This window comes from Microcoleus sp. K5-D4 (assembly GCF_036704575.1).
Lineage (GTDB): Bacteria > Cyanobacteriota > Cyanobacteriia > Cyanobacteriales > Microcoleaceae > Microcoleus.
Window position 1 is genome coordinate 31,328 of sequence record NZ_JAUBSD010000002.1, and the last position, 19,502, is coordinate 50,829.

A 19,502-nucleotide genomic window follows, 5' to 3' on the forward strand; every position below is an offset into this window, starting at 1 on the left:
ATGCTCTGCCTTTATATTATTTTTGCGTGAGTTTTATTTGATGCTAGCAAAAATCGAAAATTTCAAATCGGCTTATGCTTCCTCCTTAATCTTCTTTAAATAAGTGGAAATCGCTTCTGTAGCTAGCTGTGTAATCGGCTTGCCCTGACGGGCTGCTTCTTCCTTGAGCTCGTTGTAGATTTCATCGCGGACGCTAATTCGACGGCGGACTTTGCCACCGCTAGCAGTGGCAGTCTCGTTTCCGTCATCGTTACTAGACGTAACTTCTAATTCATTTATCTCAGTTGTCATCGAGTCAGCAGATTGGTAGTTGGTTACAAATTGACGGATAGATTCTAACCCGACGCGATCGCAAAAATTGCCAAAACTCTCGTTCAGTTGCCGTTTTTGCTTGAAATAAACAAAAATCGGCTCCAGAAAAGCTTCAAAATCCTTGACGTGCAGCTTATCCTCAATTGGTTTTGCTAGCCGCGTTTGTTCGGGAGAACCGCCCAGCCAAATCTGGTAGGATTCCGGCGAACTCCCGACAAACCCCAATTCTGCCATATAAGGGCGGGCGCATCCATTTGGGCAACCAGTCATCCGCACCACCAAATGCTCGTCTTGCAAGCCAACTTTGGTCAAAAGTGCGCGAATCCGCTCTAAAATGCTCGGCATCACGCGCTCAGACTCGGTAATCGCCAGCCCGCAAGTCGGCATTGCTGGACACGCCATCCCATAGCGCACTAAGGGGTCGATCGCAGTTTCTCGCTGAATGCCGCATCGATCGAGTATTCCCTGAATTTCTTCTTTAAGATCCGGCGAAATATCGTAAATCAGCACGTTTTGGTGTGGCGTCGCCAGTATCGGCAAGTTGTACTTCTGCACAATTTCCCGCAAAGCAGTTTTTAGCTGAAATGAACCTTCATCCTTGATCCGGCCATTATCCACAGAAATGCCGACAAACAGCTTGCCGTCTCCTTGGTCATTCCAGCCCAAGAAATCAAAATACTTCCACTCAGGCAGCGGTTTAAAGGCTTCTAGCGGCTTGCCAAAATATTCTGCTACTTTTTCGCGGAACCACTGTACGCCTTTGTCGTTAATCAGGTACTTCAGCCGCGCGTGCCGTCTGTCTGTGCGATCGCCGTAATCTCTTTGGGTTGCTACAATTGCCTTGACCAAATCGTAAACCTCATCCTTGGCCACATAGCAAATCTCATCCGCAACCCGCGCAAAAGTCTCTTCTTTGTTGTGAGTACGACCCAAACCGCCGCCAGCAAACACGTCAAAACCTTGCAACTCGCCAGCTTTATTGGTAATTACCACCAAGCTCAAATCCTGAGAGTACAAGTCAATTGAATTGTCTCCCGGCACGGTAACGGAACACTTGAACTTCCGTGGCATATAATGGCTGCCGTAAATCGGTTCTTCTTTGTCGTCGCTAAAGATTGTGCCGTTGCCGTTTTTCTGTCTCGCCGCCTTCACTGCGGGGTCTTCCTCGGCCGAAATAGCTTTTTCGCCGTCTAGCCAAATTTCATAATAAGCACCGGTTTGTGGCGTCAGCAAATCGGCGACATTGTTGGCGTATTCCAGTGCATACTTGTATTCTGGGCGATTTTTGTACGGTGCAGGCGGTGCCATGACGTTGCGGTTCAAGTCGCCGCAAGCTCCCAAGGTTGACCCCATATTTTTAATAATTGAGGAAAACACTGCTTTAAGATTTTTTTTCAACACGCCGTGCAGTTGGAAACCTTGGCGCGTTGTAACGCGGATCGTGTGGTTGCCGTATTCTTCAGATAGCTTGTCTAAGGCTAGATATAATTGCGGCGGAGTAAACCCGCCGGGATTGCGGGTGCGGAGCATGAACTGATAATCTTTTTCTTGTCCTTTAACTCGATTGTCGCGGTTGTCTTGCTGGTACGATCCGTGAAATTTGAGAATCTGAATCCCGTCTTCGGTGAAGTGGGTAGTTTCTTGTAACAGTTCAGTCGCAACTGGTTCTCGTAAATAGTTGCTGCGTTCTTTGAGACCTTCTGATTTAGAGGGTTTGCGCGCAACTGGGGTTGAAGTGGAAGATGTGATCATGGGAATGTATAGTGCCAGTTATAATTAGATACAGCCGATCGAATATTTCTTGACAATTTGACACTTGACAAATTTGCACTTGACAAATCTCCTCAGAAATGCTGTGTCGGATCTGTTGACAACTCGGTTAACAACTAAGTTAATAACGGTAATCCGCTAGGAATTCTGATGGTGCTTAATTGTAACACGATCGACCCGGGGCTGAAAAATTGTAATTAAGAGTTTATACTTTCGATCGCTTAAGTGTACGAAACTTTAGAAATAATTAACCTCAACCATTGAAACTATGTCACTGTATGACGAAGACACCTTTGTGGTGTTAGAAACAAACCAGTCAGAGCAGTTTTTGACTGCGGCGGAACTGTTAGAAAAGCTGAAAGCCGTGTTAACAGAGGAACACGAAGATTTGCCGCAGGACGTTGATAAAATATCTGGCGTGGAAGCTCAAGCCAAGTATTTGATTGATACTTATTGTGAATTAGATGTCGGGGCTGGAAAATTTTTACAGTGGTATGCTGTGCGCTTGGAAAAGTAATTTGGGAAATAGGGCATCGCGCATAGGGCATTGGTTATGAGAACCAACAAGTAACAAGTAACAAATAAAAAATAACAGGTAACAAGTAACAAATAACCAATAACAACCAACTAATGCCCAATGCCCTATGCTTTCTAATTAATCTTCCAACTGTTGAACCGATGATACTTCAACTGCGGTAACATCGATCGTACCGGGCGGTGTCAAGCGACTAAAATGACCTTCCTCTATTTTCAGAGGTTCGCCACAGTTGGCACACTGAAACTGAGTTTGATTTAAAGCTGTAAATTCGTATTGACAAACGGGACAATTGTCCTCAATTAAATTGCGTTTCAGCCACCACTGAAGCGCGAAAAATGCGACCACAGGCGTCAACAACAAAAAAGCTACTAAAATCAACACTGATTTAACTATCCACCCCAAACCAATAGACACCAACAAATACGCGATGCCCAGCAGTATCAACCAATTGCTAATACGGGGTAGCTTGAAAGATATTTTGGGGGTGCCTTGGTTCACGGTGGTCTCCTTGGGTGTCTTTGCAGGTAGGCATAACTCTATCCTACTCAGAAATTCAGGCGGTCGATCGAGTTAATTTTCCCATTGTACACCCAGAAACCGCTCTCTACGGCATAAGTTTATCTGAGCCAGAGGGTTGAAAAATTCCTTGTAAGGATTGACAAAGGGATTCAAAACTAAATATCGCGAGGGTTTGTTCTCTCAACCAGTGGCGATCGCACCTTTTATCCTCCCCTCGCAGCATTTCCACACAAGCAACCGCTACTGCTGCTGAATCTCGGTGGGGAACTCGCCATCCCAGTTTACCATCTTGCAGCGGATCGGCTGACCCGTCCGTGTCCCCCGCGAGTACGGGTACTCCGCAAGCCAGCGCTTCCAAATAAACTATACCGAAGCCTTCCTGGGAGGGCATTACATAAGCATCGGCTAACTGGTAATGTGCTGCTAAATTTTCTGTCGGTACAAAACCCGCAAATATTACTCTTTCGGTAACTCCCAAATCATCAGCGAGTTTAGCTAATCTAGATCGATCGTCTCCGCGTCCAATAACTAAGTATTTCACATTCGGAAAAGTTTCGGCTATTTGTGGCAAAGCTTGAATGGTGACATCGACGCCTTTGTAAATATCTGTCGATCGCAATCTGGCTACAGTCATCAATATTTTAGCACCAACCAAATTGTACTGCTCTAATAAATCCTGTGGCTTCGGTCCAGTGGTAAATATATTTTTATTAACAGTACAAGGCACTATTTGGAATTTTTCGGGATTTAAGTTGTGAATTTGGCAAGTGCGATCGCGCGTGTACCTGCTAATAGTCCAAATACTGTCAGCTTGTCTCATTGCTGTTTGATATTTGGGCGGAAGCGGTTCCCACACTTCCTTGCCATAAGTTAAAATTGTGTAGGGAATTCCCAGTGGCAGGCATAAAGTTTGAATCAGCGGTGCGAGTTTGATATGACCGCAAAAAACCCGTTTCGGTCGTTTTTGCAGCAATCGAGTTAGTAATATTGTAGCAAATTTAAGACGACCAAACCAGGGATTCTCGGTTTGGGTGTAATAAAATTTCAGATTTTTTGACTCGTAAGGATTGTTGCACTCTGGGGAATCTCGCAACAGCAAAACTTCAGCTTGTGGGGGCGAGTTTGACCCTGCGGTTATTGACAGGTAAGCTTTGAGAATGTCTTGAACGTAGGATTGAATGCCGCCTTCGCTGGCAAATATTTCTAGGAAACAGAACACGTAATTTGTCGATCGCATCTCAGATTTAGGCATTGACAGCGCAGACAATTATTGCAGTATAGTGATTTTGCCAAAAAGGGCGATCGCCATTATCCAAAGCTTTTAAACCATGCCATGATGACTGTAATTGCAGGTTTTACAGGCAAATATTTGACTCGCCTACTCTGACCGTTGGTTTTGAGCGACGATCTGCTTTTTTATTAGGGCTTTTTAACGGGCTGCATCGGTCATTGCGGAACTGTGTTTATAGTTTACTATAATCTACGATAATTGACTGTAAACTTAATGATTTTTTACAATATCCTACCCCAAGCAAAATTTAAGATTTATTGAGTTGGTGCGGTGCATCCGACCAGACTGCGGCTCAGCAGATCGGTGTCGATATAGGAACTCGCATCTTTAGTTTTTGCTAAAAGTTTTGTCTATCCAAAGATAGATATCGAGCCAGTATTGAACTGTTATCATCAGCAAACATAGAGAGTTAAATTCAATATGACTCGGCCAGGTTTAAAAAAATTCTGAAAAATTTTGTCGAAAATATTCTCCTAAAATTTTCTAAGACACTGCTAAAATTAATGCTCGTAAAGCCTTGAAAAAATCAAGCCTCGTTGATTTTTTTGCAGGGAAGACCAAGCCTAGATATTCGTATCTTGTCTGTTCGCAAAAGCAGTCTAACGAGCCGAACAAGAAAGTTTTAAGAGTAGAAAATAAACAAGGTTTTGTACAATCATGTACGAGGAACAGCCTGTCACCTAAAACATTAGGTATTCGAGCTTAAACCTGACAAAAGCTAATCTTAGGTTGGCAACGCCATATTTATGAGCGACTCTCTCCAAACGAGCCTTCATTGGAGTTTGAGGTGAAACGAGTAACGATCGCACTCAGTCTTTTTAGTCTACTCAGCAGCACTCTGGCAAGTTGCACAGCGGCTTCCCGGAACGCTCAAAACAGCATACAAACCAGCAACTCCGAACTTTCATCAGTTGCTGTAGCAGTCCGCGACCTCGGTAATCCATTCTTCGTACAAGTTGGCAAGGGCGCTGAGGCCGCCGCCAAGAAAATCGGCGGTGCAAACGTGAGGACAACTCTCGTTTCCAGCGGCGACGATTTAAATCAGCAATTTAATCAAATCGAAAACTTTATTGCCTCTAATGTCAGCATGATTGTACTCAATGCTGCTGACACCAAAGGCATTGCCCCCGCTGTCGAAAAAGCCAAGCAAGCCGGAATTCCGATAATTGCAGTTGATACCGCCGCCGAGGGAGGCGTTGATGCCACAGTTACTTCAAATAACGTGCAAGCTGGCGAAGTAAGTTGTCAATATATAGCCGATCGCTTGAAAGGAAAAGGCAGCGTTGTGATTATCAACGGGCCTCCCGTCGCTTCAGTCGTCGAGCGAGTTCAGGGGTGCCAAAGTGTCTTCTCCAAATATCCCGATCTCAAAGTTCTTTCCAAAGATCAGAACGCAGAAGGTAGTCGCGATGGCGGGTTAAGAGTGATGAGCGATTTGCTTACTTCCTTCCCAAAAATTGATGCTGTTTTTGCAATTAATGACCCCTGTGCCATTGGTGCAGAATTAGCAGCCAAGCAAGCACAAAGGAGCGAGTTCTTTATTGTGGGAGTCGATGGTGCACCTGAAGCTTTAGATGCGCTCAAGCAGAACAACAGTTTATTTGTGGCTACAGCAGCTCAAGATCCATTTCGCATGGCAGCCAAAGCCGTTGAAGTCGGGAACGACATTCGGAAAGGAAAAAAGCCAGCCAATCCAAACATTCTGATTCCAGTCGCGCTGATTACTCGCGAAAACGTCAATCAACATAAAGGCTGGACAAGCGAGTGACCATTAGTGTCAACTTAAGACTAAAACCCTTGAGAAATCCAGTTTTTATCCTAAGTCTAGATCCCCCTAAATCCCCCTTAAGAAGGGGGACTTTGATCGGAATCTTGTCCCCCCCTTCTTAAGGGGGGCTAGGGGGGATCTAAGTTTAATAGTCAAGCAGATTTCCTTACGGTATTTACAATGGTAAATAGCACTCAAGATTCAATTAAAACTAAGCCCGTACTCGAAATGCAAGGTATTACAAAAACCTTTCACGGTTTTACCGCCTTGCACGATGTAAATATCACCGTTTACCCAGGCGAAGTCCACGCCCTCATGGGGGAAAACGGTGCGGGCAAAAGTACGCTGATGAAAATTCTGGCGGGAGCCTACATAGCTGATGCAGGCGAAATCAAAATTGACGGTCAAGCTGTTAAGATGACAGACCCCGGTCAAGCCAGAAATTTAGGGATAGCGATTATTTATCAAGAACTCAATCTCGCTCCCAATCTGACAGTTGCTGAAAACATTTTTATGGGCAGCGAGCTGAAGAAAGGAGGTACATTTTTAGACCAAGATGAAATGCGACGTAGGGCCGCTGAGGTCTTAAAAAACCTCGACGCAAGTTTTGATGCTGGAGACCTGGTTTCCACACTTTCAATTGCCGAACAGCAGCAAGTGGAAATAGCTAGGGCGCTCAAACATAATAGCCGAATTTTAGTGATGGACGAGCCGACGGCAGCGCTTTCAGACCGCGAAACAGATAAGCTTTTTGAAGTAGTTCGCCGTTTGCGGAATGAGGGCATTGCTATTATTTATATCAGCCACCGGATGGAAGAGATTTATGCTCTTGCCGATCGCGTGAGCGTCATCCGAGATGGCGGGTATATTGGCTCTCTTGAAAAGCACGAAATTTCCGCAGAGCGCCTGGTGGAAATGATGGTGGGTCGTTCTTTACAGGATTTGTACGAAAACAAGCATCAAATAACACCGGGTGCAGTTGTTCTTGAGGTAACAAATTTAAGCGACGGCCACAAAGTAAAGCCTGCCAGTTTTAAACTTCATGCGGGCGAAATTTTGGGTTTAGCGGGTTTAGTTGGCGCTGGCAGAACAGAACTTGCCCGCCTGATTTTTGGTGCCGATCGAAAGACAAGCGGTGAAATTAAACTAGAAAATCGTCCTCTGAATGTCTCGACACCCAATGAAGCAATGGCCGCCGGAATTGCTTACGTGCCCGAAGATCGCAAGGCTCTCGGACTATTTTTGGAGGCAACTTCGGGTGAAAATATCACCATGAATGTCCTCGATCGAGAAGCAAAAGCTGGCATTATTAACTCAAATTTTTTGTTGAAAATTGTCAATGATGCTATTAATAATTTGCAGATTCGCCTTGCAAGCCCGAGCATCAGGGCAATGGATCTTTCTGGGGGGAATCAGCAGAAGTTGCTGCTAGCGCGTTGGTTGGCTATCAACCCAAAGGTACTTTTGCTAGATGAACCGACGCGGGGTGTGGACATTGGCGCCAAAAGCGAAATTTATCGAATTATTAGCGATTTGGCAGCCAAGGGTGTAGGTATTTTAATGATTTCCAGCGAACTGCCGGAAATTGTGGGAATGAGCGATCGCGTCTTAGTGATGCGAGCAGGAAGCCTCGTCGGTGAAGTAGGCGGATCGACTGGGGAAGCAATTACGCAAGAGAACATTATGGCTTATGCCACCGGGGCAACAGAGGTAAAAAAATCATGAGTCAAACAGAAGTAAAAAGCACCAGAAATCAATCAAGCGATCGCCAAAAAGCCAGTAAAGCTCAAGCTTGGAGAAATTTTATCCAAGTAGCCGGCATCCTGCCGATTTTGATTGGCATCTGTATCATTTTTTCCCTGGTAACGCCCAACTTTCTTTCAGTAGGAAATTTGATCAATGTCATCCGGCAAGCATCGATCAATATTGTCCTTGCTACAGGCATGACTTTTGTGATTTTGACGGGGGGAATTGACCTTTCAGTAGGGTCAATTTTGGGCGTGACGGCAGTTGTCGGGGTGCTGGTTTCCTTAGTTCCAGGTCTGGGTTGGTTTGCCGTACCGGCTGCGTTAATAGCCGGAGTATTTTTAGGATTACTTAACGGCTCGCTAATTGCCTATTTAGGTTTGCCTCCGTTCATCGTAACCCTGGGTTCTTACACAGCTTTGCGGGGAGTTGCTTATTTAGTAGCTAACGGCACTACAGTTATCAATAGAAATTTGAATTTTGCTTGGGTAGGTAACAATTATGTCGGGCCAATTCCCTGGTTAGTTATTATCGCTTTTCTCGCAGTTTTAGCGAGTTGGTTTGTCTTGCGACGGACTGTTCTAGGGAGGCATATTTATGCCGTGGGAGGCAACATTCGGGCAGCACGATTGACAGGTATTAAGGTGAGTCGGGTGCTGTTATTTGTCTATGGCGTGAGTGGGTTGCTTTCTGGTTTAGGTGGAATTATGAGCGCGTCGCGCCTCTACAGTGCGACGGGGATGTTAGGGCAAGGCTACGAATTAGATGCGATCGCTGCTGTAATTTTGGGAGGAACGAGTTTCACAGGTGGAATTGGCACTATTTGGGGTACTTTGCTGGGGGCTTTAATTATTGCCCTGCTCAACAATGGACTAACTCTCATGAATGTGTCTTTCTTCTGGCAGTTAGTTGTCAAAGGTCTGGTGATAATTATCGCAGTGACGATTGACAAAGTTCGCACCGGTTCAAGTGCAGCGTAGGGGAAGCCAACCCCCCTGCCCCCCCAAGGGGGAAAAGGAAGAAGGAAGTTCGGCAAAGGATTCTGTAACGAATTTAACGGATGTAACTGAGATATTGCACCTTTTTCAATTACTTGTTTAGGAACGGGCAAGATGCCCGTTCCACAAAGAGTGAATTTTTTTGTGGAACGGGCATCTTGCCCGTTCTTGAGAATGATGCAATATCGGTTTTTATGTGGAGCTTTGTCCTATGCAGATCCAGCATTTTTCTCACCTGATTACTGCTTTTATCCTGGGTTCACCTGCTCTATTTCTACTAACATCATTCCCAAGTTTTGCTGCACCAATTGATAGATTAGTTGCTCCTGAACCGTTAAATACCTTAGCAGAAAAACCCTTCGCGCAGGTGAATTCAGTCTCTCAACTCTCGGATGTAAAACTCACTGACTGGGCGTTTCAGGCGCTGCAATCTCTAGTAGAACGCTACGGCTGCATTGTCGGTTATCCCGACGGAACTTACAGAGGAAACCGGGCGCTGACGCGGTACGAATTTGCAGCAGGATTGAATAGCTGTCTCGATCGAGTCAGCGAACTAATTGCCGCAGGAACAACCAACCAGATTACTGGGGAAGATTTAGCGATCGTCCAAAAACTGCAAGAAGAATTTGCAACTGAATTATCGGTGTTGCGGGGTCGAGTCGATACTCTAGATGCACGCACGGCACAACTAGAAGCGAATCAGTTCTCTACCACAACTAAGCTGAATGCGGAAATTATCGTGGTGGTAACAGATACATCCGGCAACCGTGTTGGGGACTCGGACGATCGCACCAGCACTACTGTTACCAACCGGGGGCGATTAAATTTTGAAACCAGCTTCACCGGTCGCGATATGCTCAGAACCCGTTTGGAATTCGGCAACTTGGGCAGGATTGCCGACAAGACGGGTACAAATATGACGGCCTTGAACTTTGATGGCAATGTCGATAACACAATCACCGTCCCTCACGTATTGTATGTGACCCCGCTGACCTCTAATCTGGCGCTGACCGTCGGCCCGACAGGTGTTGGGTATCCCGATATTACGGATTTGCTGACTCCTCCCACGATCGCCAGCGATAGTCAGGGAATTCCCTCGAAGTTCGGACAATACAATCCCCTCTACCGCCGGGGAGGTGGCGGTGCTGCTGTCAACTGGACGATCGTCAAAAACCTCACCCTGACTGTGGGCTATGTCGCCGGCAATCCCAATCTCTCGCAGCAAAGTAACGGTTTATTCAATGGTTCCTACAATGCTCTGGTTCAGCTTGCGTACCGGGGCGATCGCGGAGCCATTGGCGTAGCCTATTCTCGTACCTTTGCACCAAGCGGTAAAGCCGATCTCACAGGCGGTACGGGCAGTTTTCTGGCGGCGCGACCGTTTGGGGACAATATTGCTACATCCAGCGATTCTGTAGGCGTACAAGGATTCTACCGCCTTGCTCCCCGGTTGCAAGTTCACGGTTGGGGCGTTTATACTCGCGCCAATGCCGAAAATTCCGGTGTTAGCAGCGTTTCTGATGGTAGAGGTGGCGTGGTTTTGCTAAATGTTGACGGCGACGATCGCGCTGATATTGTGTATGCAGCGATCGGGATCAGTTTCCCAGATGTGGGAGGTGAAGGCAACCTACCGGGGATTTTAGTGGGTTTGCCAGGTCGCGTGACGAGCAGTAATGTGCGCCGCGAGCGAGATACTTCCTATCACATTGAAGCGTTCTATCGCTTTCAGGTCAACGACAACATTTCCATCACCCCTGGTGTTTGGGCCGTTGTTAATCCTGAGAATGACAGCCGCAACGACACTCAATGGGTTTGGTTGCTCCGCACTGGCTTTAACTTTTAACACGAAATATATTTTAGTAACCTAGTCCGGGACACAAAAACCCAGTTTCTTGACGTAATTGCCTCATTTGAGACGATAATCGCGAGAAACCGGGTTTTTTAGACTGATAGTGCATCCAGGGCTTCAATTCCATGCCACACAACAAAAAACCCCTACCATCGCTGGCTGGGGTAGAAAATTATCAGGGTGCATCTACTAATATTTGCAACTATAACATACATTTGTGGGGTGTCACCCTCCATGGGTGACACCCAACGAAGATTTTGAGTCAGAATAAATTATGATTCAATATGCCAATGATTAACAAAGCTGCTATATCATCTCGTTCTGTCCCAGCCGATCTAAAATTTAAGATTTACAATAAATCTGTGCTAGACCTCAAATTAATCCGAGAAAACCCGCAAGCCGTGCAAGAAAGCCTCAACCTGCGCGGAGGTAACTATGAAATCGAGCCGATTTTGCAATTAGACAAACAGCAGCGGGAGTTGGAAGGCAAGCGATCGCAACTACAAGCCCGCAGCAACGAAATTGCCAAACTCATCGGTCAAAAAAGAAAATCGGGTTTACCCCTCGAATCTCCCGAAATTCAGGAATTGCAGGCAGAAGGCAACGCAGTCGGCACTGAGTCGAACGAACTGCAAGCACAGGAAAAAGAGCTAAAAGCTCAAATAGAAGCTTTATTGCTACCGCTGCCAAACTTACCGAGTCCGTCAACGCCGATCGGCAAAAATGAAGAGGAAAACGTCGAAATCCGGCGCTGGGGAGACGAATACATACCCCAAAATTCAGGTATTTTACCGCACTGGGAAATCGGCGAAAAATTAGGAATTATCAACTTTGAACGGGCTGTAAAAATCGCTCAGCCCCGCTTTGTGAGCTTAATGGGAGCTGGTGCAGCCCTGGAAAGAGCGATAATTCAATTCATGCTCGATCGCCACACAAAAGCCGGTTATGTAGAAGTAATTCCCCCATTTTTAGTTAACACTGAATCCCTGACTGCTACGGGTCAATTACCCAAATTTTCTGAAGAAAGTTTCAAGTGCGACCAAGATGATTTGTGGTTAATTCCTACTTCCGAAGTTCCGGTTGTCAATTTGTACAGAGGTGAAATTTTGACAGCAGAACAGTTGCCAATTTATCACTGTTCTTACACTCCTTGTTTTCGGCGGGAAGCTGGCAGTTACGGCAAAGATACGCGGGGATTAATTCGATTGCACCAATTTAATAAAGTTGAATTGATAAAACTCGTGCATCCGAGTACCTCCGAGGCAGAGCACGAAAAGTTAGTGCAGGATGCTGAGGGAGTTTTGCAGGCGCTGAAATTGCCTTATCGGGCGATCGCACTATGTACCGGCGACTTAGGTTTCGCAGCAGCCAAAACCTACGATTTAGAGGTGTGGCTGCCATCTGCGGGCAAATACCGCGAGATTTCCAGTTGTTCCAACGTCGCAGATTTTCAGGCGCGGCGGGCAAATATTCGCTTTAAAGAAGCGGGTAAAAAAGGCACTCAATTCGTTCACGCCCTCAACGGTTCCGGTTTAGCTGTGGGCCGCACAATGGCAGCAATTTTGGAGAATTACCAGCAGCCAGACGGAACTATAAAAGTGCCGGAAGCCTTACAACCCTATTTGGGACGGGAAGTTTTATAGACAAGATGATTCGGCGATTAACTGGTTGCCCAGGCTCTGCCTGGGAACAGATGTACAGAGGCTCTGCCTCGCTTGCTTGCGAAAATTGCAGGCAGAGCCTGTGGATCTCCGTTACCAGGCAGAGCCTGGTAACGAGTAAAACTCTTGTGGTGTAGGCATCCTGCCTGCCCTTGACTGGCTGTTTACCAGATGTCTATTACAGTTGGAGCAACGCTTCTTTGATATTTAATGCTAAAAATCTATCCAATGCTAGATACATCCAATAAACAGATAACTGACTATCACTGCTAGTCTTCTGAAATCCCAAGGTCAGGCACATTTTTTCGTACATGGGGTGAATCATCAGGGTGTACAAGTCGCAAAGATTGGGAAAATCTGTTTGCATTTCGCCTAAAACTTTTTGTGCGTCTTCGAGAAAAGCAATGCGGTATTCTGACAAATACTGCGGCTCGATCATCCAACTGCGGACAAATACTGACTGGCAATTTATATCTCCTGGTAGCGCCATCTTGAAAGGATCGATATCGGAAATAGAACTTAAATGAAGCCCTTTACTAGCAGCATTAAAAAAATTTACTTCAGATTCGCTAGCTGTGGGATAAAGTAAGTAAAATCCGACTGGATTGAGATTATCTGAGCGGCGCAAAACTCGCATTCCCTTTGAGTATTGACTGGCAAAAAACCGGAGTATTTTAGCAATTTTGTGGGGGACGGCGTTAGTGTTTCGGTTCATCCAGTTGTAATTTGTGGCTAATAAATTGGCAACGGGAATCGCGTCGCACCGGGGGTCAAAATTATCTAATTGGAGTTGTACAGGCTTTTGAGGTTCGGCGACCTCTAAAATTTCTGAAACTGGTTGAATTTGAATTGCCGTAGCGTTACCATCAAAGTGTTTTGCGATTAATCCGAGTGCTGCTAATTTATCTAACATCATTCCGGCGGCCCGATCGCTCCCGCGATCGGAATCGCAGTAAAATAGTTCGGCGGCTTCCCGGTGAGTGCACTGCACTTCTGTTGCTGGCACTTCCAGTTTCCCCAGCGGTGGTTTGAGACGGGGCTGGCTTTCCTCAAGCTGTTTCACCGATAAGTAAACCCAAAGCCTGATAAAGCATTCAGCCCTAGTGCGAGTTACGCCTACTCGTTTCATCAACAGCGAAACAGCCGTGCGGCGTTGAGAAGGAGAATACCAAGTATCTAGTTTTGCAATATCCATTTCAGTCGGGAAGCTGCGAAGGAACTCTAGTTACATATTGGCTCAATTACAATAAACTTCACCCCGCTTCAGGTAACTTGTTGTCACTTGTTGTCGCTGTTGCTCAACTTGCCTGATTTCCGGCGACTCTACAAGATAGCTGGTTTCTCCTTGCAAGTTCACTGCTTCACAAAGCACCATCAATTTTAGATATTTTCTGCCTTGATTTAACAAAACAACGAACCCGAGTAAATTAGCAACTTTAGAGGTGTACGCCATGTACAGTGCTTATATCAATCGGATGGGAAAGTTTTTGCCGGGAGAACCGATTAATAACGATGAGATGGAAGAATATCTCGGCAAAATTGCCTCGCGCCCTTCGAGAGTCAGGCAGCGAATTCTCAACAGCAACGGCATTCAACAGCGCTACTACGCGATCGACAAACAGCAGCAAACACTATATTCTAACAGTCAAATGGCAGCGTTTGCCGTCCGTGACGCGATCGCCCAGGCAAATTTGGAACCAGGGGCGATCGACTTATTGGCCTGCGCTACCACTTTACCAGACTTATTAGTACCGGGATTTGCCAGCACAGTACACGGGGAACTTTCCGAATTATCTCCCCTAGAAATAGTGTCAACTCAAGGAGTTTGCTGTGCCGGAGTTAGTGCTTTAAATTACGCCGCCTCTCAAATCGAACTCGGCAAGAAACAAACCGCCATTGCCGTCGCTTCCGAATTTCCCTCGCGCCTGTTTAAAAACACCAAATTTGAAGCAAAGACTTCAGTGCAAGCGGGAAAACCCCTGCCTTTCGATACAGAATTTCTGCGCTGGATGCTCTCCGACGGTGCGGGAGCATTGTTGCTCCAAAACCATCCTAATGCGACAGGAATTAGTTTAAAAATAGAATGGATTGAACTCGTTTCTCACGCCAATGCTTATCCTGTTTGTATGTATTCAGGATTAGCCGACGAAACATCCACTAAAAGCTGGTTGGATTATTCCTCCTACCTCGATGCCGCCACAGCGGGAGCTTTTGACTTGCGGCAAAATATTCGCTTGCTGGAAAATGTAATGAAATTAGGCGTTGAAGGTTGGCTGCGGTTGATTAAAGCCGGGAGAGTTTGTCCGCAGGAAATCGACTGGCTGCTGTGCCACTATTCGTCTCACTTTTTCCGGGGGCAAATTGTAGAACTTCTGGAACAAGCAGGCTGCATGATTCCTGAAGAAAAATGGTTTACTAACTTATACAGTCGGGGAAATACAGGCTGCGCCTCGATTTATTTAATGTTAGAGGAATTGTTCAATTCGGGCAAGTTGCAGCCGGGACAGAAAATCTTTTGTTTTGTCCCGGAAAGCGGTCGCTTTACAACGGCATATATGATGTTAACTGCTGTGGAAAATACCCATAAGCCTATGAGTTCTCAAATTTCTAACTTTCATGAGGTTCCCGAAGCTTCGCCTCTCGAAAGCTTTAAACCCGAACACCCCAACTCTCCGCAAGCTTATTTGTTGCGGGAGTTAGCATGGATTTGGCTGAAGTTCGATCGCGAAATTCGTTCTGTTCCTATTGTCCGCAAATTGTACCGGGGAGAGTTTACAATAGAAGATTATCAAGCTTTGCTGTGCAATCTCCGGCCGCAAGTTGTAGAGGGAGCTCGCTGGATTGCTCGCGCTGCTTCTAACATGAGTGACTTTCGCCTGCGATCGACTTTTATCGGTCATGCTCAAGACGAACACCGCGACTATCAAATGCTAGAACAAAATTATGTTTCTGTGGGCGGTGAATTGGCAAAAATAGTGGAATATGATAAGAATATTGGCAGCGAAGCACTATCAGCTTTTATCTTTCACCAAGCATCGCGGGAAAATCCGGTCGATTTAATTGGCAGTATGTTTATTATCGAAGGATTGGGCAATCGGTTGGCGGGAAAGTGGGCAAAACAAATTAAAGAAAGTCTCGGTTTGCAAGACGAACAAGTATCGTTTTTAGCGTATCACGGATCTAATGACGAGTCGCATTTAGCCAAACTGGAAAATTTGATTAATGCCGAATGGATGACAGATGATATTGCCCGCCGCATTGTCAAAACCGCTCGCGTCACTGCTCGTTTATATTTGCTGCAATTGGAGGAAATTCGTTAATGCAAAAGCTGCAAAAACAAGATACCGAAAATCTCCCCGATGAGCGAAAAATCCCTTACGCTACCAAACCCTACAACCGCCGAGATCCGAATGTTTGGGATGTGCTTTTTTGCGATCGATCTATTCCCGTGGATTTAGTGGCAAAAGCTTACATGATCCGGGATTTGCAAAACTGGACTCGCAGTTATTTGCTGATTCCGATCAAAGTAATTGCTAACTTGTTGCTGGCGGTAATTATGACAACAAAGCGCCTGTTGCCATTTCAATTCCGCGCTTACACTTTAATGCACAAATCGGCTGCATTTTTCCTAAATAACTTTGTCTCGCCAGAAGCTTGTTATTTAATTGTCCGACACATCTGCATCGGCTCCAACATTATTAACTTCTTGATTGACAACGGCCCCGACACCCAGATAGAAAAGTCAAAGCTTTATCCGCGCACTGTTAGCGATTTAGCTGACAATGCGTTTCTCGAACACGACTTAATTCTCTATAACTTTGTCTGGGATTACAACCAGGCAATGCTGACAAATCCTAACTGGTTGCAAGTGGTCAAAAAACGGGGAATAAATTATGATAGCATTCAACCAGTAGAAGTTGCCATAGATTTTGAAAAACGCAGATTGCTAAACATTCTGGATTTAGAATCGGCGATCGAATTGTTTAAAGTTTTTTATTCTTTGTGTTTGACTAGCGACGAATTTGCGCGAGCAGTGATGTCGCTTCAGTTAGATGAAAACTTCGGAGTGTACGTCAGCGAGATTACGGGAAATTGCGACTGGAATCATGTAATTGTCAATCGCCATCCGCTAGCCCCAAACAGTCCGTTTAATGCGGCACGCGACTTGTTTTTGCACGGGATAGTTTCGGAATATCTCTATCGGTATTTGGAACTGCAAAAAGAGATGAGAAATGTTTCAAAGTAAGGTGCTTAGGTATGTGTAACGTAAGCACCTTACGAATATAAATAGCGCGTCCAATAACTTTTTGCGTAAGTCCTAAAGTTTGAAAGAATGGTTAATTTTTAGGTCAAAAATCAATAGGAAAACTCAAGCTGCTGCTAGCTGTGCTTGTTCTGCTGCTTTGGGCAAAGTCTGATTTACCACAATCCACTTGCCTGTAATTGGGTCGCGGTAAGTAATAAACGGATTAGATTTTAAAGGTTGACTACAAGGTTTAGCGCCCATTTCTACACACTCCCAATAAATGGTATTGAATAACTACTACAACACCATACCTTTAATAATCGGCTATTTTGCCTAAAATCCGCGTGATTTACAACTCAACAATAGGTGATATTTTAGGTGTGTTTTGGTGACATAGAACACTACCTAATGTGATTTAAAACTGCGTGGGCAGTGAGCAGTATCACCAAAAACCTTCCGTAAAAAAAATCGGCCTTCTGGTTTTTACCTTCTACCTTTAAGAGGGCCACTACTTTCAGTATACATCTGATATTATTAAGTAAGGTAAAGACGTTTATCAGAGATCCCCTCACAAACTTATGGTGCTATTTGGATTTGGCAAAAAGTCGAGCCTGCCCTCTCCCCAAGAGGCCTTGCCGGGGCGGGCAGAGTCGATGTCGGTACCGGCAACTCACTTTGTTAACGGCAATCCGCTCAAACCTCCCTTTCCAAACGGCATGGAGACTGCCTTGTTTGGCCTGGGCTGTTTTTGGGGAGCAGAACGCAAATTTTGGCAACAAAATGGAGTTTTTTCGACCGCTGTTGGCTACGCGGCCGGGATTACTCCGAATCCTACTTACAATGAAGTTTGCAGCGGGATGACGGGACATAATGAAGTAGTTCTGGTTGTGTTCGATCCCAAAGTAATTAGTTACGAAATGCTGCTCAAAGTTTTTTGGGAAAGTCACAATCCTACTCAAGGAATGCGTCAGGGCAATGATTCTGGTACTCAGTATCGATCGGGAATTTACACGTATTCAGCCAGCCAAAAGCAGCTAGCTGAAGCTTCGCGCGATGCTTACCAGCAGGCTTTGACTGCGGCAGGTTACGGCAAGATTACCACTGAAATTATTGATGCTCCTGAGTTTTATTACGCAGAAAGCTATCATCAGCAGTATCTTGCTAAAGAGCCGAACGGTTATTGCGGTTTGGGCGGTACTAAGGTTTGTTTGCCTGCTATGTCTCAGGCTTAAAAATTGACCCCGCTTAGGGAGAGGGACACATAGTTCAGGACAAAACATTGTTGTGTCCTTAAAACAGAGCTCAGGACGCAACAATGTTGTCTCCCTACAATATATCTGGTAGGCCGTTGCTCATAGCCCGCCACAAAAAGCGGAATATGTTAGTAGTTGAAAATAAGTAATAAATGCTGAATGCTGTTGTAATTATCAATATACTAATATCTGTAGTCTGTTTTTATATCGCTGCGAGAGTGTGGAAAATCAGGCGGACGATCGCACGTTTGGAACTTCGGATCGCAGCAATCGAACGCTGTAGCAGCAATGTCCTCAGTACGACGCCGGATTTCCTTGGTAAAAGGCAGCAAGGTACCCGCCAACTGCGACTACGTTATCAACAACTGGAATTGCAACTGCAACAAGTTCAGCAACTTTTGGGATTGCTGGGTTTGGGACGGATGCTTTGGTCCAGGCGCGATCGACGTTTGAGGTAAGCTATCCTAAAACTGCCGCCCGTGCTGACTCCGTAGGATTTTCAACAATATTTCTACCTTTGTAAAGGGCTGCGATCGGGCAAACGTGCCTAAAATTGGTGTATGGAGAGAAGTTATAAAAATGTCAACTAAACGTTCAGGATTATTTATTGGCGGTTTGCTTGTGGGTTCTGCGATCGGGGCGGTGACTGGCTTGCTGATGGCACCGCGACCGGGCAAGGAGACGCGCCAGATATTGAAAAAATCGGCCGATGCTTTGCCGGAGTTGGCGGAAGATTTATCGACTAGCGTGCAATTGCAGGCCGATCGACTTTCTGAAACTGCCATCCGGAATTGGGACGAAACTTTGATTAGACTCAAAGAGGCGATCGCGGCAGGTTTGGAAGCGACTCAGCGGGAACGCCAAACCCTGTCGGAAGCTGAAGCTGAAGTGAGTCCCCCGTCGCGCCCTCCCATCCGCTAAATGGCATGAAATTCTCAATCCCCAATCCCAGATTCAAGTGAGCGACCCCATATTTTGGCTAGGACTTTCGATTTTGCTAGTGGCAGTTAGCCTGACTGCTATTTTAGTGACTTTAATACCTGCGGTGCAAGCGCTGGCCAGGGCGGCCCGCAGCGTGGAAAAGCTCGCTGACACGCTTTCTCGCGAATTTCCGCCCACTTTGGAGGCGATTCGGTTGACGGGGCTGGAAATTAGCGAGTTGACGGATGATGTCAGCGAGGGAGTACAAAGTGCGGGCGAGGTTGTCAAACAGGTCGATCGAAGTATTGGTAGCGCCAAAAAGCAGGCGCAAAACGTGCAGGTAACTACTCGCAGCGTGGTGACTGGGATTAAGGCTGCTTGGAAAACTTTAACTCGGAAGCCGCCGATTTCTGGGACAAATCGTCGGTCAACAGAGAGATTGTCGCCGAGTCAAAGAAGTGCGATTTCGCTAAGGGATTCGGGTTTAGAGGACAGGTATTCTGGGGTTTACGGTGCGAGTGCGAGTAATGGGGAATCGCCCAGGTTGAGGAGTAGCGAGGGTTCTGGTTTACCGGGGGATGCTCAAGAGTTTGAGGAAGTGTCGAAGGATTCTTGATTGCCCCCAATTTC

Annotated in this window: 18 protein-coding genes; 12 read left to right on the top strand and 6 right to left on the bottom strand. The window is 45.9% G+C overall.

What is annotated here, in order from left to right:
- Window positions 1–72 precede the first annotated feature (72 nt).
- Complete coding sequence (gene sir / locus QUA77_RS00975; protein WP_333448977.1) at window positions 73–2,064, bottom strand: sulfite reductase, ferredoxin dependent; 1,992 nt, start codon at window positions 2,062–2,064, stop codon at window positions 73–75.
- A 286-nt stretch (window positions 2,065–2,350) separates the two neighbouring features.
- On the opposite strand from sir, the gene QUA77_RS00980 reads away from it, so the two are divergent.
- Complete coding sequence (locus tag QUA77_RS00980) at window positions 2,351–2,599, top strand: chlororespiratory reduction protein 7 (RefSeq protein ID WP_333034902.1); 249 nt, start codon at window positions 2,351–2,353, stop codon at window positions 2,597–2,599.
- Window positions 2,600–2,737: 138 nt separating this feature from the next.
- Here QUA77_RS00980 and QUA77_RS00985 read toward each other — a convergent pair whose 3' ends face one another.
- Both QUA77_RS00985 and QUA77_RS00990 read right to left on the bottom strand, forming a co-directional pair.
- Window positions 2,738–3,118 (bottom strand): hypothetical protein, encoded by a 381-nt coding sequence (locus QUA77_RS00985; RefSeq protein ID WP_190737398.1) that lies wholly within the window; start codon window positions 3,116–3,118, stop codon window positions 2,738–2,740.
- A 106-nt stretch (window positions 3,119–3,224) separates the two neighbouring features.
- Complete coding sequence (locus QUA77_RS00990; RefSeq protein WP_333448978.1) at window positions 3,225–4,391, bottom strand: glycosyltransferase family 4 protein; 1,167 nt, start codon at window positions 4,389–4,391, stop codon at window positions 3,225–3,227.
- 826 nt (window positions 4,392–5,217) lie between these two features.
- Between QUA77_RS00990 and QUA77_RS00995 the strand changes: the two genes are divergently transcribed.
- From QUA77_RS00995 to serS, 5 genes are all read left to right on the top strand, one after another.
- Entirely contained in the window at window positions 5,218–6,198 is a 981-nt protein-coding gene (locus QUA77_RS00995; protein ID WP_333448979.1) for an ABC transporter substrate-binding protein, read from the top strand.
- A gap of 180 nt (window positions 6,199–6,378) precedes the next feature.
- Window positions 6,379–7,923 carry a sugar ABC transporter ATP-binding protein gene (locus QUA77_RS01000; protein WP_333448980.1) on the top strand — a complete coding sequence of 515 codons (1,545 nt, stop codon included), beginning with the start codon at window positions 6,379–6,381 and terminating at the stop codon, window positions 7,921–7,923.
- Window positions 7,920–8,924 (top strand): ABC transporter permease subunit, encoded by a 1,005-nt coding sequence (locus QUA77_RS01005; protein ID WP_333070203.1) that lies wholly within the window; start codon window positions 7,920–7,922, stop codon window positions 8,922–8,924. Before QUA77_RS01000 ends, QUA77_RS01005 begins: the two co-directional genes overlap by 4 nt.
- A 229-nt stretch (window positions 8,925–9,153) precedes the next feature.
- Window positions 9,154–10,785 (top strand): iron uptake porin, encoded by a 1,632-nt coding sequence (locus tag QUA77_RS01010; RefSeq protein WP_333448981.1) that lies wholly within the window; start codon window positions 9,154–9,156, stop codon window positions 10,783–10,785.
- A 368-nt stretch (window positions 10,786–11,153) separates the two neighbouring features.
- Window positions 11,154–12,434 (top strand): serine--tRNA ligase, encoded by a 1,281-nt coding sequence (serS, locus tag QUA77_RS01015; RefSeq protein WP_333449048.1) that lies wholly within the window; start codon window positions 11,154–11,156, stop codon window positions 12,432–12,434.
- A gap of 196 nt (window positions 12,435–12,630) precedes the next feature.
- On the opposite strand, the gene QUA77_RS01020 is transcribed toward serS, so the two are convergent.
- Both QUA77_RS01020 and QUA77_RS01025 read right to left on the bottom strand, forming a co-directional pair.
- Window positions 12,631–13,647, bottom strand: a complete 1,017-nt coding sequence (locus tag QUA77_RS01020) for a hypothetical protein (protein ID WP_333448982.1) — start codon at window positions 13,645–13,647, stop codon at window positions 12,631–12,633.
- Window positions 13,648–13,689: 42 nt separating this feature from the next.
- A complete protein-coding gene (locus QUA77_RS01025) occupies window positions 13,690–13,905 on the bottom strand; it encodes a hypothetical protein (RefSeq protein ID WP_333448983.1) in 216 nt (71 codons plus the stop codon).
- On the opposite strand from QUA77_RS01025, the gene QUA77_RS01030 reads away from it, so the two are divergent.
- Window positions 13,904–15,772: a 3-oxoacyl-[acyl-carrier-protein] synthase III C-terminal domain-containing protein gene (locus tag QUA77_RS01030; RefSeq protein ID WP_333448984.1), complete on the top strand. Its 1,869-nt coding sequence runs from the start codon at window positions 13,904–13,906 to the stop codon at window positions 15,770–15,772. The genes QUA77_RS01025 and QUA77_RS01030 overlap by 2 nt on opposite strands.
- Entirely contained in the window at window positions 15,772–16,698 is a 927-nt protein-coding gene (locus QUA77_RS01035) for a DUF6999 family protein (RefSeq protein WP_333448985.1), read from the top strand. Before QUA77_RS01030 ends, QUA77_RS01035 begins: the two co-directional genes overlap by 1 nt.
- A 123-nt stretch (window positions 16,699–16,821) precedes the next feature.
- On the opposite strand, the gene QUA77_RS01040 is transcribed toward QUA77_RS01035, so the two are convergent.
- Complete coding sequence (locus tag QUA77_RS01040; RefSeq protein WP_265236679.1) at window positions 16,822–16,959, bottom strand: hypothetical protein; 138 nt, start codon at window positions 16,957–16,959, stop codon at window positions 16,822–16,824.
- Window positions 16,960–17,276: 317 nt separating this feature from the next.
- Between QUA77_RS01040 and msrA the strand changes: the two genes are divergently transcribed.
- The 4 genes from msrA (at window position 17,277) to QUA77_RS01060 (ending at window position 19,488) form a co-directional block, all read left to right on the top strand.
- Complete coding sequence (gene msrA, locus QUA77_RS01045) at window positions 17,277–17,930, top strand: peptide-methionine (S)-S-oxide reductase MsrA (protein WP_333034916.1); 654 nt, start codon at window positions 17,277–17,279, stop codon at window positions 17,928–17,930.
- A gap of 173 nt (window positions 17,931–18,103) precedes the next feature.
- Window positions 18,104–18,409 carry a hypothetical protein gene (locus QUA77_RS01050; protein ID WP_333181934.1) on the top strand — a complete coding sequence of 102 codons (306 nt, stop codon included), beginning with the start codon at window positions 18,104–18,106 and terminating at the stop codon, window positions 18,407–18,409.
- Window positions 18,410–18,530: 121 nt separating this feature from the next.
- Complete coding sequence (locus QUA77_RS01055) at window positions 18,531–18,872, top strand: YtxH domain-containing protein (protein WP_190663664.1); 342 nt, start codon at window positions 18,531–18,533, stop codon at window positions 18,870–18,872.
- A gap of 37 nt (window positions 18,873–18,909) precedes the next feature.
- Entirely contained in the window at window positions 18,910–19,488 is a 579-nt protein-coding gene (locus QUA77_RS01060) for a DUF948 domain-containing protein (protein ID WP_333448986.1), read from the top strand.
- The last annotated feature ends 14 nt before the right edge of the window (window positions 19,489–19,502 follow it).

What these genes read in the sequence shown, in the direction of transcription:
- QUA77_RS01000 (WP_333448980.1), top strand. Translation starts at nt 6,379, where the DNA reads ATGGTAAATAGCACTCAAGATTCAATTAAAACTAAGCCCGTACTCGAA.
- QUA77_RS01055 (WP_190663664.1), top strand. Translation starts at nt 18,531, where the DNA reads ATGTCAACTAAACGTTCAGGATTATTTATTGGCGGTTTGCTTGTGGGT.
- QUA77_RS01035 (WP_333448985.1), top strand. Translation starts at nt 15,772, where the DNA reads ATGCAAAAGCTGCAAAAACAAGATACCGAAAATCTCCCCGATGAGCGA.
- QUA77_RS01030 (WP_333448984.1), top strand. Translation starts at nt 13,904, where the DNA reads ATGTACAGTGCTTATATCAATCGGATGGGAAAGTTTTTGCCGGGAGAA.
- QUA77_RS01040 (WP_265236679.1), bottom strand. Translation starts at nt 16,959, where the DNA reads ATGGGCGCTAAACCTTGTAGTCAACCTTTAAAATCTAATCCGTTTATT.
- QUA77_RS00990 (WP_333448978.1), bottom strand. Translation starts at nt 4,391, where the DNA reads ATGCCTAAATCTGAGATGCGATCGACAAATTACGTGTTCTGTTTCCTA.
- QUA77_RS01025 (WP_333448983.1), bottom strand. Translation starts at nt 13,905, where the DNA reads ATGGCGTACACCTCTAAAGTTGCTAATTTACTCGGGTTCGTTGTTTTG.
- QUA77_RS01050 (WP_333181934.1), top strand. Translation starts at nt 18,104, where the DNA reads ATGCTGAATGCTGTTGTAATTATCAATATACTAATATCTGTAGTCTGT.
- QUA77_RS01005 (WP_333070203.1), top strand. Translation starts at nt 7,920, where the DNA reads ATGAGTCAAACAGAAGTAAAAAGCACCAGAAATCAATCAAGCGATCGC.
- msrA (WP_333034916.1), top strand. Translation starts at nt 17,277, where the DNA reads ATGGTGCTATTTGGATTTGGCAAAAAGTCGAGCCTGCCCTCTCCCCAA.
- sir (WP_333448977.1), bottom strand. Translation starts at nt 2,064, where the DNA reads ATGATCACATCTTCCACTTCAACCCCAGTTGCGCGCAAACCCTCTAAA.
- QUA77_RS00980 (WP_333034902.1), top strand. Translation starts at nt 2,351, where the DNA reads ATGTCACTGTATGACGAAGACACCTTTGTGGTGTTAGAAACAAACCAG.
- QUA77_RS01020 (WP_333448982.1), bottom strand. Translation starts at nt 13,647, where the DNA reads ATGGATATTGCAAAACTAGATACTTGGTATTCTCCTTCTCAACGCCGC.
- QUA77_RS01010 (WP_333448981.1), top strand. Translation starts at nt 9,154, where the DNA reads ATGCAGATCCAGCATTTTTCTCACCTGATTACTGCTTTTATCCTGGGT.